Genomic DNA, 12,754 nt, shown 5'->3' on the forward strand with positions numbered 1-12,754 from the left:
GAGACGATATGGAAAACTTACTGGCGCTGACGCTGGCTGAAGAGACACCGGAGCGGCACGAGGGGAAAGGCCCTTCGTTCCACTGGCGATGGCTGGGGCCGGGCGTGCTTGAACTGACGCCGACGGGGGAATATGACCTGTCGCTGCTGCTTTCGACCGGCATTCACGGAAACGAAACCGCGCCCGTGGAGATTGTCGATCTTTTGCTGCGCGCGCTGTTTCGCGCAGAGATCACGCTGCACTGCCGTCTGCTGGTGGTGCTGGGAAATCCGCCTGCGCTGGCGCAAAATAAACGGTATCTCGTGAGCGACATCAACCGCATGTTTGGTGGTCGCTGGGCGCAGTTTCCACAGAGTGATGAGACGACACGCGCGCAATGGCTGGAGAAGGTGGTCACGGCGTTTTTTGCCGGGGCGGGGGAAACGCGCTGGCACCTCGATCTGCATACGGCCATTCGCGCCTCGTACCACGTGCGTTTTGGCGTGTTACCGCAGCGTCATCAGCCGTGGGATGAGGCGTTTCTGACCTGGCTTGGCGACGCGGGGCTGGAGGCGCTGGTTTTCCACCAGACGCCAGGCGGCACGTTTACCCACTTCACCTGCGAGAATGTTGGCGCGTTATCCTGCACCCTGGAGCTGGGAAAAGCGCTGCCGTTCGGGCAAAACGACCTGACGCGTTTTGCCCCTACGCATCAGGCGCTTCGGGCGTTGCTCGCCGGGGTTGCGCCGGAACCCTCCCGGGAACCCGTTGTGCGCTATCGGGTCGTGCAGCAGATCACGCGTCAAAGCGAGGCTTTCCAGCTACATATGGCGCCCCACACGCTGAACTTTACGCCGTTTCGCCAGGGCGTCCTGCTGGCGGAAGATGGTGAGACGCGCTATGCGGTACAGAAATCCACGGAATATGTTTTATTTCCTAATCCGTTGGTCGCGTTTGGTTTGCGAGCTGGCCTGATGCTGGAAAAAATGCCCTGATCGTCTCCCCTCGCGCAGACCGGAGGGGAAATGAAGAATAAATTTCTTAGCGTTAAAAGCGCTCTGGTATTGTTTGCGGAATATTCCTGGGGAATTGCTTTATTATTAAACGGCACTTCGCTATACTTCTCCATAATCTCTTTAAAATCATCCTGTTGAATATTTCTGTTTCATCTCTCCACGCTTTTTCCTTAATTTCTCCACAATTGGCGAAAAGTTGTTTTTTACACTTTCATTGTTTTACCGTTGCTCTGACTAATTGACGATAAACCCCGTAAAGTTAATCTCGTCAACACGGCATAGCGCCGAAGAATAACTGAAAGTAAGGAAAGACATTATGCGTAAATTAACTGCACTGTTTGTTGCCTCTACCCTGGCTCTGGGCGCTACCAGCATGGCGTTCGCCGCCGATACCGCGACCACTACCGCCGCGCCGACGGAAGGCAAAATGATGATGCATCATAAAGGCAAGCCGGGTATGCACCATGAGATGATGATGTTTAAAGATCTGAACCTCACCGATGCGCAGAAGCAGCAGATCCGCGACATCATGAAAAGCCAGCGTGACCAGATGAAACGTCCTCCGCTGGAAGAGCGCCGCGCAATGCATGACATCATTGCCAGCGACAGCTTCGATAAAGCAAAAGCGGAAGCGCAAATCGACAAAATGGCCGAGCAGCATAAAGCGCGCATGCTGGCCCACATGGAAACCCAGAACAAGATTTACAACATTCTGACGCCGGAACAGAAAAAGCAATTTAATGCCAATTTTGAGAAGCGTCTGACAGAACGTGCAGCGCCGGAAGGTAAAATGCCTGCACCAACCGAATAATCGGTTCACTCTCTTAAGACCGCCGGGCTCCTGTCTACAAAAGCGAAAACGCTGTGGACAGGACCGGCGGTTTTTCTTTTATCCCATGCCTAAGGTCTGGGCTGACTGCTGCCGATAATACGTCTGTGAAAATGCCCTGGCGCACGGTGCGTCCTTCAGGAGTGGTCATGGAATTCTTTGATATCCGTAAAATGCCGGTCAGTCTCTGGCGTAATGGTGCGGGTGAGACGCGTGAGATTTGCTGTTTTCCTCCCGCGACGCGGGATTTTTTCTGGCGGGCCAGTATTGCCTCCATCGCCAGTAACGGCGAATTTTCCGCGTTCCCGGGCGTTGACCGGGTGATTACGCTGCTGGAGGGCGGCGAGGTGACCCTGGATGCAGGCAGGGCGTTTTGTCATACCCTGAAGCATCATCAGCCTTACCGATTTGCGGGCGATCTGGCGGTGAAAGCCGTGCTCACAGAGGGGCAGATGTCGATGGACTTCAACATCATGACCCGACGGGATTGCTGCCAGGCAAAGGTGCGCGTTGCTACCCGGACGTTCACTACCTTCGCATCACGCGGTGGGGTGGCATTCGTATTAAGCGGCGCCTGGCAACTGGGCGACAAATTACTGACCGCCGATCAGGGCGCCAGCTGGGAAGCGGGCAGTCATACCCTCCGTTTACTGGAAACGAAGGGGTCGCTGCTGTTCAGTGAAATTACCTGGCTGCCGGGTCATTGAGGACGATGATCTCATATTTTCCGGTTAACAGTGGCTTGCAGAGAATTTTGTAACCATCCTGATCGAAACCGGCAGGGGTGCGCAGCAGAGCGGTAGCGTCATCCAGATTTTCAACGGCGCCAAGCCAGAGCCAGTTGCGGATGATGTGATAGTGCGTCATCCCATCGCGGGTTTCTTTCAGCGCCACCGCGCCTTCCCACGGCCAGCAGTTAACGCTGATAGAGGCAAGGCCAGCCATAAACCGGGCATGATGTTCTTCAACGCTCTCTTTTCCACAGCACGCCCCGGCGCAGCGTTTCAGAGCTGAGCGGAAACAGGCGCGACCACGGGTGGTGGCTTCCAGTCCTAACAGGCCGTAACAAAGCTGTAATTCATCAGCCAGGGATTGCAGGGTTTGCAGTGCGGCACGTTTGTTGGCAAACAGACCGTAAAGATTGGGTTCATGCGAAAAATCCACTTCCCGGGCATAAACGACCTGCGGTTTTCCTGCGTTAATCTGCAAGGAACACAGCTGGCGGTTGCGGCGCAGGCGTTTGTTAAACAGCGGCTGCTGTTCCTTGATGAGCCGGGCTTCGAGCAGAAGCGCGCCCAGTTCGCCTGCCGTCTCGATCCAGGTGATCCGCCGGGACTGCCTGAGCATCGATGCTTCATCCGGCGTACGCAGGTGCGACATCACCCGGCTGCGGATATTCACGCTTTTGCCGATATAGAGCGGCATGGTGTCGCTGTCGCCGTGGAAGAAATAGACGCCAGGCTGTTTAGGCAGTGCCTCAAGCCAGGGGCGAAGATGCTCGGGATATTCGTAGATAGCCGCCGCTTCGAACTCAAGACGCGGGGCGGATTGACGCCTGCTCACATACTGCTCCATATACTGTTCAGGCATACAGTGTAGCAGGTGTTTGGTGGTTAAAAAAGAGCCGGGTGGCGGCTACGCCTTACCCGGCCTGCAAAGCGGAGTTACCGTTTTGCTTTTACTTTTTCCAGAAATCATCAAACACCGTAATGGGCGGACGGCGCTTATGCTCGGTTTTCAGATACCAGCCTTCGATAATTTTAGCGGTACCTTCGTCGAGCGTTTTGCCTTCCAGATAATCATCGATGTTGTCATACGTAACGCCCAGCGCCGCTTCATCCGGCAGGGAAGGGCGATCGTCCTCCAGGTCCGCCGTTGGCGCCTTCTTATACAGGTGCTCCGGGCAGCCCAACGCCGCCAGCAGTTGCTTGCCCTGACGCTTGTTCAGGCGGAAGAGGGGGTTGATATCCGTGCCGCCATCGCCGTATTTGGTGAAGAAGCCGGTGATGGCTTCCGCGGCGTGGTCAGTGCCGACGACGACCCCTTTGGTCATCCCTGCGATACTGTACTGCGCTTTCATGCGCTCACGGGCTTTCTCGTTGCCGCGGACAAAATCGCTCAGTTCAATACCGGCTTCACGCAGGGCCTGCTCGCTGGCCAGTACCGAACCTTTGATGTTTACGGTAAGAACACGGTCCGGCTGAATAAACGCGATTGCATCCTGACAGTCCTGCTCGTCGGCCTGCACGCCATACGGCAGACGTACGGCAATAAATTGCAGCGCGGTGTCACCGGTCTCGTCACGCAGCTCGGAGATGGCCATCTGGCTCAGCTTACCGGCCAGAGTGGAATCCTGACCGCCGCTGATGCCCAGCACCAGCGTCTTCAGGAAAGGGTGTGCAGACAGGTAAGCTTTCAAAAAATCAACGCTACGACGGATCTCTTCATTGGCATCAATCGCAGGTTTCGCGCCCAGCGCCTGAATAATTTCTTGTTGCAGAGCCATTACGCCCTCCCTATGCAGAACCAAACAGAAAGTGTGATCTGTTAAAACTAACCCTTTGTCGGGGAAACGACAAGGATCACAGTTTTGAGTGTACTGTTTTACAGCGATTTAGCAGCTTACCGTTGTTTTATTAGAATTTTCCGAAATTCGTCTGGCGTAACTCGCAAAGTTGAACAATAGTAATTTTTATCCCATGCTTAGTTAACACGCTGATAAACAAGAGGACGGAATATGAACAAGAACGTAGCAGGAATTTTAAGCGCAGCGGCGGTACTGACTATGCTGGCAGGGTGTACAGCTTACGATCGCACTAAAGATCAGTTCACACAGCCAGTGGTAAAAGACGTCAAAAAAGGCATGACGCGTTCCCAGGTTGCAGCCATTGCCGGTAAACCTTCTTCAGAAGTCACTATGATCCACGCGCGTGGTACCTGCCAGACCTATATTCTGGGTCAACGTGATGGTAAGGCAGAGACCTATTTTGTCGCCCTGGATGATACGGGTCACGTGATCAATTCTGGTTACCAGACCTGTGCCGAATACGACACCGACCCACAGGCACCTAAGGCACAGTAAGCCTGCTTGCCTGAGAGCGTTAACAAACCGGCCGGAAGGCCGGTTTTTTTATGCATACGTGAATCTTATTTCTTGGCGCGAATTATTTGCCTGAAATGTGAAGGTAGTCAACAAGCCAGGTCAATGAGAGACAATTTCAGTCTATCCAGAATTATCCCCTCCCTGTACCATTGCGTATACTCACTTCAACGACAAACAATGTTCAGCACACTGCCCGTCAGCCAGGATAGCGAGTCGAGTGATAGCGCGACGGCGGGTAGCCAAACAAGAGGGAAGTTATCATGGAAAAGAAACATATCTATCTGTTCTGCTCTGCGGGCATGTCCACTTCGCTGCTGGTTTCCAAAATGCGCGCGCAGGCCGAAAAATATGAAGTCCCTGTGGTGGTTGAGGCGTTTCCGGAAACGCTGGCGGGCGAGAAGGGCCAGACAGCCGACGTTATTTTACTCGGGCCGCAAATCGCTTATATGCTGCCAGAAATTCAGCGTCTGCTACCCAATAAGCCGGTCGAAGTGATCGATTCCGTTTTATACGGCAAGATTGATGGTTTAGGTGTATTAAAAGCTGCCGTTGCGGCGATTAAAAAAGCTGCTAATTAATTTTTTATTTTTCCCGTCAAAGAGTTATTTCACACACAATACGCCGTAACGGTCGTTGCGGCATTTAAGGGTATTTTCCTATGAGTAAAGTCATCGCTTCACTTGAAAAGGTACTCCTTCCTTTTGCTGTTAAAATAGGAAAGCAGCCTCACGTTAATGCCATTAAGAACGGCTTTATTAAATTAATGCCGTTGACATTAGCCGGGGCAATGTTCGTTTTAATTAACAACGTTTTTCTGAGCTTTGGAGAAGGTTCCTTTTTTTATTCATTAGGAATTAGGTTAGATGCTTCAACTATTGAAACCCTTAATGGTTTAAAAGCCATTGGCGGCAACGTATACAACGGTACGTTGGGTATTATGTCGCTAATGGCGCCTTTCTTTATCGGAATGGCGCTGGCGGAAGAGCGTAAAGTGGATCCGCTGGCGGCAGGCTTACTGTCCATTGCCGCGTTCATGACCGTCACACCGTACAGCGTGGGTGACGCTTACGCCGTTGGCGCCAACTGGCTGGGTGGGGCAAACATCATTTCCGGTATTATTATCGGGCTGGTGGTGGCCGAAATGTTCACCTTCATTATTCGCCGTAACTGGGTTATCCGCTTGCCGGATAGCGTTCCGGCCTCCGTTTCTCGTTCATTTTCCGCGTTGATTCCGGGCTTCATTATTCTCTCCATCATGGGGATTATTGCCTGGGCGCTCTCTCACTGGGGCACAAACTTCCACCAGATCATTATGGACTCTATCTCAACGCCGCTGGCGTCGATGGGTAGCGTGGTCGGTTGGGCGTATGTCATCTTTACCTCCCTGCTGTGGTTCTTCGGCGTGCATGGTTCACTGGCACTGGCGGCGCTGGACAGCGGTATTATGACCCCATGGGCACTGGAAAACGTCGCGCTTTACCAGCAGTACGGCTCCGTCGATGCGGCGCTGGCGGCCGGTAAAACCTTCCATGTGTGGGCGAAGCCGATGCTTGACTCCTATATCTTCCTGGGCGGTACCGGGGCGACGTTGGGTCTGATCATCGCGGTCTTTATTGTCTCTCGCCGCGCTGACCATCGTCAGGTTGCGAAGCTGGCCCTGCCGTCAGGCATCTTCCAGATTAACGAGCCGATCCTGTTTGGTCTGCCAATTATCATGAACCCGGTGATGTTCATTCCCTTCATCCTGGTTCAGCCGCTGCTGGCCGCGATTACGCTGACGGCGTACTACCTGGGCATTATCCCGCCGGTGACCAACATTGCGCCGTGGACGATGCCGGCTGGTCTGGGCGCGTTCTTCAACACCAACGGTAGCGTGGCGGCCTTCCTGCTGGCGATATTCAACCTCGGGATTGCAACCCTGCTCTACATGCCGTTCGTGGCGATTGCGAACAAGGCCGCAACGGTTATCGATGAAGAAGAGAGCGAAGAGGATATCGCCCTCGCACTGAAATTCTAAAATTGCACGGCGCGGGGCAACTCGCGCCAGCGGAAAGGAGCTTAAAGATGTTAGATTTAGAGAGTATCGTTGCCGAAGAAACCGCAGAGAACGAACTGGAAGAGGTGGTGATGGGCCTCATCATCAACTCCGGGCAGGCACGCAGCCTGGCGTATGCGGCGCTTAAGCAGGCTAAGCAGGGCGACTTCGTTGCCGCGAAAACCATGATGGAGCAGTCCCGTACAGCGTTAAACGAAGCGCATCTGGTGCAGACGAAGCTCATCGAAAGCGACCAGGGCGAAGGGAAGATGAAAGTGAGTCTGGTGCTGGTACATGCGCAGGATCATCTGATGACCTCCATGCTGGCACGCGAGCTGGTCGCGGAGCTCATCGAGCTTCACGAGAAGATGCAATAAGTCAGTTGAAGTAGCAGGAGGTCAGCACGATGGAAATCAAAACCGCACATGAGCAACAGCTGTTTAATGGCAAAAATTTTCACGTGGTGATTTACAACAAAACGGAGAGCGCCAGCGGTCTGCACCAGCATGACTACTACGAGTTCACGATTGTTCTGACCGGCCGCTACTATCAGGAGATCAACGGTAAGCGCGTCCTGCTTGAGCGTGGCGATTTCGTCTTCCTGCCAATGGGATCTTATCACCAGAGCTTTTATGAGTTTGGTGCGACACGCATTCTGAACGTAGGGGTGAGCAGGCGTTTCTTCGAGAAGCACTATCTGCCGCTGGTGCCGTTCTGCTTTGTGGCGTCACAGGTGTATCGCGTTAAAAATGAGTTTATGACCTGGATTGAAACGGTTATCGCATCGCTGAATTTCCGCGACAATGAATTTGATGAATTTATTGAAACCGTGACGTTCTACGTCATGAATCGCCTCCGCCATCACCGTGAAGAACAGCAGGTGGTGGATGATATTCCTCAGTGGCTGCGCAGTACCGTGGAGCTGATGCACGATAAAGGACAGTTCAGCGATAACGCCCTGGAGAATATGGTGGCGCTGTCGGGTAAATCGCAGGAATATTTGACGCGCGCCACGCAGCGTTATTACCGTAAAACGCCTGTGCAAATCATTAATGAAATCCGCATTAACTTTGCCAAAAAACAGCTGGAAATTACTAACTACTCTGTCACCGATATCGCTTACGAATCGGGTTACAGCAGCCCCAGCCTGTTTATTAAAACCTTTAAAAAATTGACTTCATTCACACCGAACAGTTACCGCAAAAATTTAACGGTAATTAATTAACTTTCGGCGGTTTATCCGCCAGGAACAGTGACGTAATGGCTTGCCCAAATAGCGGGAAGAGTACGCTATACCTTGCAGGCGATTAACCTGATATGCTAAGGGAGATATTATGCAACAGAAATTAAAAGTCGTAACCATTGGTGGCGGCAGCAGCTATACCCCGGAATTACTTGAAGGTTTCCTGAAACGGTATCATGAATTACCGGTCAGCGAATTATGGCTGGTGGATGTTGAAGAAGGTCAGGAGAAGCTGAATATTATTTTTGAACTGTGCAAACGCATGGTTGAAAAAGCGGGCGTGCCCTTAACCGTGCATAAAACGCTGGATCGCCGCCTGGCACTGAAAGATGCTGACTTCGTGACCACGCAGCTGCGCGTCGGCCAGCTGAAGGCGCGTGAGCTGGACGAGCGCATTCCGCTGAGCCACGGTTATCTGGGCCAGGAAACCAACGGGGCAGGTGGCCTGTTTAAAGGCCTGCGTACTATTCCGGTCATTTTTGACATCATTAAAGACGTGGAGGAGATCTGCCCGAACGCCTGGGTGATCAACTTTACCAACCCGGCCGGGATGGTCACCGAGGCAGTCTATCGCCACACCGGTTTCAAACGCTTTATCGGCGTCTGCAATATTCCGATTGGCATGAAGATGTTCATCCGCGATGTACTGGAACTGACCGATAACGATGATCTGTCCATTGATCTGTTCGGCCTGAATCACATGGTCTTTATCAAAGATGTGATAGTGAACGGGCAATCGCGCTTTGCGGAACTGCTCGACGGCGTCGCCTCTGGTCGCCTGACCGCGGCCTCGGTGAAAAACATTTTCGATCTGCCATTCAGCGAAGGGCTGATCCGCTCCCTGAATCTGCTGCCGTGCTCGTATCTGCTCTACTACTTCAAGCAGAAAGAGATGCTGGCCATTGAAATGGGCGAATATTACAAAGGTGGCGCACGCGCTCAGGTTGTACAGAAAGTAGAGAAGCAGCTTTTTGATTTGTATAAAGATCCGAACCTGAACGTCAAACCGAAAGAGCTGGAGCAGCGCGGCGGGGCATACTATTCGGATGCCGCGTGTGAAGTGATTAACGCCATTTACAATGACAAGCAGGCCGAGCACTATGTAAACGTTCCCCATCACGGGCACATCGACAATATTCCGGCAGACTGGGCCGTTGAGATGACCTGCATCCTTGGGCGCGAGGGTGCAAAACCGCATCCCCGCATTACCCATTTCGACGATAAGGTGATGGGCCTGATTCACACCATCAAAGGCTTTGAAGTGGCGGCGAGCAATGCGGCCCTGAGCGGCGAGCTGAATGACGTGCTGCTGGCGCTGAACCTCAGCCCGCTGGTGCATTCTGACCGTGACGCTGAAAAACTCGCGGGTGAGATGATCCTGGCGCATGAAAAATGGCTGCCAAACTTTGCTGCAACGGTTGAGAAACTGAAACTCACACACCGTTAAGAGGAGGCGCGATGGAAAACCTGCTGATCGTCAATGCCGATGATTTTGGCCTGTCAAAAGGGCAGAACTACGGCATTATTGAAGCCTGTCGCCGGGGCGTCGTGACCTCTACAACAGCGCTCATCAACGGTGAGGCGGTGGAACATGCGGCGCAGTTAAGCCGTGAGCTGCCCGAGCTGGGCGTGGGCATGCACTTTGTGCTGACGCTTGGGTTGCCCCTTTCGCCAATGCCGGGCCTGACGCGCGACGGCCAGCTGGGGAAATGGATTTGGGAAATGGCGGAGCAGGGCGCTCTGCCGCTCGATGAGATTGCCCGCGAGCTGGATTGCCAGTTTAACCGCTTTGTGGATGTGTTTGGCCGCGAGCCTACCCATATTGACAGCCATCATCATGTGCATATGATCCCGGCGATTTTCCCGCTTGTGGCAGAGTTTGCGCAACGTAAAGGCGTGGCGATGCGCGTGGATCGTGAGGTGCGCGGGTTGCCGGACGTCGCGGTGACGTCAACGGAGGGGTTCAGCAGCGCATTTTATGGCGACGAGATCGACGAAGCGCTGTTCCTGAAGGTGCTGGATGACTCCGCCGCAAAAGGGGAGCGCTCGCTTGAGGTAATGGCGCACCCGGCGTTTGTCGATAACATCGTACGTAAGAGCGCCTACTGCTGGCCGCGTCTGGCGGAACTGGATGTGCTGACGTCGGCGTCGTTGAAGTACGCGATTGCCGAGCGTGGGTATCGGTTGGGAACTTTCGCGGATCTTTAAGATAAAGCCCGGTGGCGGCTTCGCCTTACCGGGCCTACAAAAGCAATCGAAATGTAGGCCGGGTAAGCGCAGCGCCACCCGGCTTTTTTTTACGCCGGTATCTGGTCAATCTTACTGCTGCGCGACCACACGCGGTGCGCGGCAAGCAGGTCAAACAACCGGGTCATAAACGCATCGTCAATATTATCACCTTCGACAATGCCTTCTTCCCCTTGATCCGGTACCTTCAGCAGAGATTTAAACTTCCGCGCATCGCCTGCCAGGGCGATTGGCTTCAGGTGCTTATAGGCTTCCAGCAGATAATAGGCGGCATCACCGTTACCGAGCAGGCTCTCAACGTCGCCGCACGGCATAATCACCGCGTCAACCGTCAGCGACGGTGCCCCGGCGAAGGTCGCGGCAATTGGCAGGACAGAGCCATCGTCGGCTGTCACTTCACCCATGCGGGAGTAAAGCAGTTTGGCATGTACGCCCTGGGTTTTGAGCGCCTTCATGATCCCCAGCACGTCGCTGGCGCGCGGTTTATCATTCAGCAGGATAGCCACTACGCGGCCTTTAATTGACCCGCCAGGTACCGCGTACAGGCTCAGGGACGGATCCTTCTTCAGCCCGTTCACGTCTTTTGGCGGTGCGGCATGGCATTGCTCGTCAGTCAGCGTGATGCCGAGATTATTCGCCACGCCCTGAGCAAGCTGGATATCAATATGCGCCAGATGGTCGACCACGCGCTCGCGAATGTAGGTACGCACCACTTTGCTCAGCTCAAAGCTGAAACCGCCGATAATGTGCTGCTGTTCAATCGGGGTCTGGCTGTTCCAGAACAGGCGAGGCTGAGCGTAATATTCGCCGAATGACGGGCTGCGCTCGCGAATTTTTGTTCCGTCCACGCGCTCCTGATACGACTCAAATCCGCCACGTTTTGGCCCCGGCGGGGTTTCACGCGGCCAGTTATCGTTAATGGAGTTTGGCTCGTAGTTCGCCGGGTTGGTATCGATATCCTGGCGATGCATCCCGTCACGCTGGAAGTTATGGTACGGGCAGGTCGGACGGTTGATAGGAATTTCGTGGAAGTTCGGTCCACCGAGACGGCTGATCTGCGTATCGGTGTAAGAGAACAGACGGCCCTGTAGCAGCGGATCGTTGGTGAAATCCAGCCCCGGCACAATATGGCCCGGGTGGAACGCAGCCTGCTCATTCTCCGCGAAGAAGTTATCCGGGTTGCGGTTAAGCACCATTTTGCCCACCAGCTGAACCGGCACCAGCTCCTCAGGAATAAGCTTGGTCGGGTCGAGCAGGTCGAAGTCGAATTTGAACTCGTCCTCTTCCGGGATCAGCTGTAACCCCAGCTCGTATTCCGGGAAATCACCGGCTTCAATGGATTCCCACAGTTCGCGACGGTGGAAGTCCGGATCGCGCCCGGTCAGCTTCTGTGCTTCATCCCACACCAGGGATGCTTTCCCCGCGACCGGTTTCCAGTGGAAACGCACAAACGTCGCTTTACCTTCAGCGTTAATCAGACGGAAGGTATGAATACCAAACCCTTCCATGGTGCGATAGCTGCGTGGGATCCCCCGGTCAGACATCGCCCACATCACGTTGTGAAGGGTTTCCGGTTGCAGGGAGACGTAGTCCCAGAAGGTGTCATGCGCACTTTGTCCCTGCGGTATGGCCCAGTGTGGCTCTGGTTTTACCGCATGGACAAAGTCAGGGAACTTATGCGCATCCTGAATGAAGAAAACCGGGGTGTTATTCCCGACGAGGTCGAAAATGCCCTCTTCGGTATAGAATTTGGTGGCGAAGCCGCGGATATCACGCACCGTATCGGCCGAACCCGCGCCGCCCTGTACGGTAGAGAAGCGCACAAATACCGGTGTGATTTTGTTCGGATCGGAAAGGAAATCCGCCTTCGTGATCGCCTTCAGGCTCTTGTACGGCTGGAAATAGCCGTGCGCCGCGGAGCCGCGAGCGTGAACGATACGCTCAGGAATACGCTCATGGTCGAAATGGGTGATTTTTTCCCGCAGGATGAAATCTTCCAGCAGCGTCGGGCCGCGCGTTCCGGCGCGCAGGGAGTTCTGGTCATCGGCGATACGCACGCCCTGATTGGTGGTCAGCGCATAGCCTTCACCCCCTTTGCGGTGCGGGTCGAGAGATTTTAACTTCTCGTTATCCGCATCGGGCGACTTCACGCTTCCCGGTGCAGTAGGTTGCTCGCCCGGCGCGGACAGGCCCGGCGACGGTTTATGAGAGCCATCCGCAGGGGCGAGTGAGTCCATTCCCGGTTGAGATTCTTCGGTGCCATGAATAGGGGCTTGATGTGGTTTATCATTGTTCGACATTG

At 54.1% G+C, this 12,754-nt stretch carries 13 protein-coding genes; 10 read left to right on the forward strand and 3 right to left on the reverse strand.

Annotated features, from left to right (window positions below; genetic code table 11):
• Nucleotides 1-8: 8 nt before the first annotated feature.
• The 3 genes from astE (at nt 9) to ves (ending at nt 2,531) form a co-directional block, all read left to right on the forward strand.
• The gene (astE, locus tag LOC22_RS19430) at nt 9-974 is read left to right on the forward strand and encodes a succinylglutamate desuccinylase (RefSeq protein WP_230239136.1); all 966 of its coding nucleotides are present in this window, start codon (nt 9-11) and stop codon (nt 972-974) included.
• 337 nt (nt 975-1,311) lie between these two features.
• Nucleotides 1,312-1,806: an ATP-independent periplasmic protein-refolding chaperone Spy gene (gene spy, locus LOC22_RS19435; protein WP_015570753.1), complete on the forward strand. Its 495-nt coding sequence runs from the start codon at nt 1,312-1,314 to the stop codon at nt 1,804-1,806.
• 167 nt (nt 1,807-1,973) lie between these two features.
• On the forward strand, nt 1,974-2,531 hold the full coding sequence (ves, locus tag LOC22_RS19440) for an environmental stress-induced protein Ves (protein ID WP_017384666.1): 558 nt from the start codon (nt 1,974-1,976) through the stop codon (nt 2,529-2,531).
• On the opposite strand, the gene cho is transcribed toward ves, so the two are convergent.
• On the reverse strand, nt 2,509-3,387 hold the full coding sequence (cho, locus tag LOC22_RS19445) for an excinuclease Cho (RefSeq protein ID WP_063136382.1): 879 nt from the start codon (nt 3,385-3,387) through the stop codon (nt 2,509-2,511). The two genes, ves and cho, sit on opposite strands and share 23 nt — an antisense overlap.
• Nucleotides 3,388-3,502: 115 nt before the next feature.
• Nucleotides 3,503-4,330 (reverse strand): ammonia-dependent NAD(+) synthetase, encoded by an 828-nt coding sequence (gene nadE, locus LOC22_RS19450; protein WP_003857837.1) that lies wholly within the window; start codon nt 4,328-4,330, stop codon nt 3,503-3,505.
• Nucleotides 4,331-4,561: 231 nt separating this feature from the next.
• On the opposite strand from nadE, the gene osmE reads away from it, so the two are divergent.
• From osmE to chbG, 7 genes are all read left to right on the forward strand, one after another.
• Nucleotides 4,562-4,906: an osmotically-inducible lipoprotein OsmE gene (gene osmE, locus LOC22_RS19455; RefSeq protein WP_003857836.1), complete on the forward strand. Its 345-nt coding sequence runs from the start codon at nt 4,562-4,564 to the stop codon at nt 4,904-4,906.
• Nucleotides 4,907-5,187: 281 nt separating this feature from the next.
• Nucleotides 5,188-5,505: a PTS N,N'-diacetylchitobiose transporter subunit IIB gene (chbB, locus tag LOC22_RS19460; protein ID WP_230239137.1), complete on the forward strand. Its 318-nt coding sequence runs from the start codon at nt 5,188-5,190 to the stop codon at nt 5,503-5,505.
• 80 nt (nt 5,506-5,585) lie between these two features.
• Nucleotides 5,586-6,944 carry a PTS N,N'-diacetylchitobiose transporter subunit IIC gene (chbC, locus tag LOC22_RS19465; protein ID WP_017384664.1) on the forward strand — a complete coding sequence of 453 codons (1,359 nt, stop codon included), beginning with the start codon at nt 5,586-5,588 and terminating at the stop codon, nt 6,942-6,944.
• 47 nt (nt 6,945-6,991) lie between these two features.
• On the forward strand, nt 6,992-7,339 hold the full coding sequence (chbA, locus tag LOC22_RS19470; RefSeq protein WP_230239138.1) for a PTS N,N'-diacetylchitobiose transporter subunit IIA: 348 nt from the start codon (nt 6,992-6,994) through the stop codon (nt 7,337-7,339).
• A gap of 29 nt (nt 7,340-7,368) precedes the next feature.
• Nucleotides 7,369-8,187 carry a transcriptional regulator ChbR gene (chbR, locus tag LOC22_RS19475; protein WP_017384663.1) on the forward strand — a complete coding sequence of 273 codons (819 nt, stop codon included), beginning with the start codon at nt 7,369-7,371 and terminating at the stop codon, nt 8,185-8,187.
• A 109-nt stretch (nt 8,188-8,296) separates the two neighbouring features.
• Complete coding sequence (locus LOC22_RS19480; RefSeq protein WP_017384662.1) at nt 8,297-9,652, forward strand: 6-phospho-beta-glucosidase; 1,356 nt, start codon at nt 8,297-8,299, stop codon at nt 9,650-9,652.
• 11 nt (nt 9,653-9,663) lie between these two features.
• Entirely contained in the window at nt 9,664-10,413 is a 750-nt protein-coding gene (chbG, locus tag LOC22_RS19485; RefSeq protein ID WP_230239139.1) for a chitin disaccharide deacetylase, read from the forward strand.
• An 89-nt stretch (nt 10,414-10,502) separates the two neighbouring features.
• Here the strand turns inward: chbG and katE are convergent, their stop codons facing one another.
• Nucleotides 10,503-12,752, reverse strand: a complete 2,250-nt coding sequence (katE, locus tag LOC22_RS19490) for a catalase HPII (RefSeq protein WP_017384660.1) — start codon at nt 12,750-12,752, stop codon at nt 10,503-10,505.
• Nucleotides 12,753-12,754 lie beyond the last annotated feature (2 nt).

The sequence above is a fragment of the Enterobacter sp. AN-K1 genome (assembly GCF_020971765.1).
Lineage (GTDB): Bacteria > Pseudomonadota > Gammaproteobacteria > Enterobacterales > Enterobacteriaceae > Enterobacter > Enterobacter hormaechei_C.

Coding starts and splice junctions, on each gene's coding strand:
- spy (WP_015570753.1), top strand. CDS start 1,312: ATGCGTAAATTAACTGCACTGTTTGTTGCCTCTACCCTGGCTCTGGGC.
- nadE (WP_003857837.1), bottom strand. CDS start 4,330: ATGGCTCTGCAACAAGAAATTATTCAGGCGCTGGGCGCGAAACCTGCG.
- chbG (WP_230239139.1), top strand. CDS start 9,664: ATGGAAAACCTGCTGATCGTCAATGCCGATGATTTTGGCCTGTCAAAA.
- katE (WP_017384660.1), bottom strand. CDS start 12,752: ATGTCGAACAATGATAAACCACATCAAGCCCCTATTCATGGCACCGAA.
- osmE (WP_003857836.1), top strand. CDS start 4,562: ATGAACAAGAACGTAGCAGGAATTTTAAGCGCAGCGGCGGTACTGACT.
- chbB (WP_230239137.1), top strand. CDS start 5,188: ATGGAAAAGAAACATATCTATCTGTTCTGCTCTGCGGGCATGTCCACT.
- ves (WP_017384666.1), top strand. CDS start 1,974: ATGGAATTCTTTGATATCCGTAAAATGCCGGTCAGTCTCTGGCGTAAT.
- chbR (WP_017384663.1), top strand. CDS start 7,369: ATGGAAATCAAAACCGCACATGAGCAACAGCTGTTTAATGGCAAAAAT.
- astE (WP_230239136.1), top strand. CDS start 9: ATGGAAAACTTACTGGCGCTGACGCTGGCTGAAGAGACACCGGAGCGG.
- chbC (WP_017384664.1), top strand. CDS start 5,586: ATGAGTAAAGTCATCGCTTCACTTGAAAAGGTACTCCTTCCTTTTGCT.
- chbA (WP_230239138.1), top strand. CDS start 6,992: ATGTTAGATTTAGAGAGTATCGTTGCCGAAGAAACCGCAGAGAACGAA.
- LOC22_RS19480 (WP_017384662.1), top strand. CDS start 8,297: ATGCAACAGAAATTAAAAGTCGTAACCATTGGTGGCGGCAGCAGCTAT.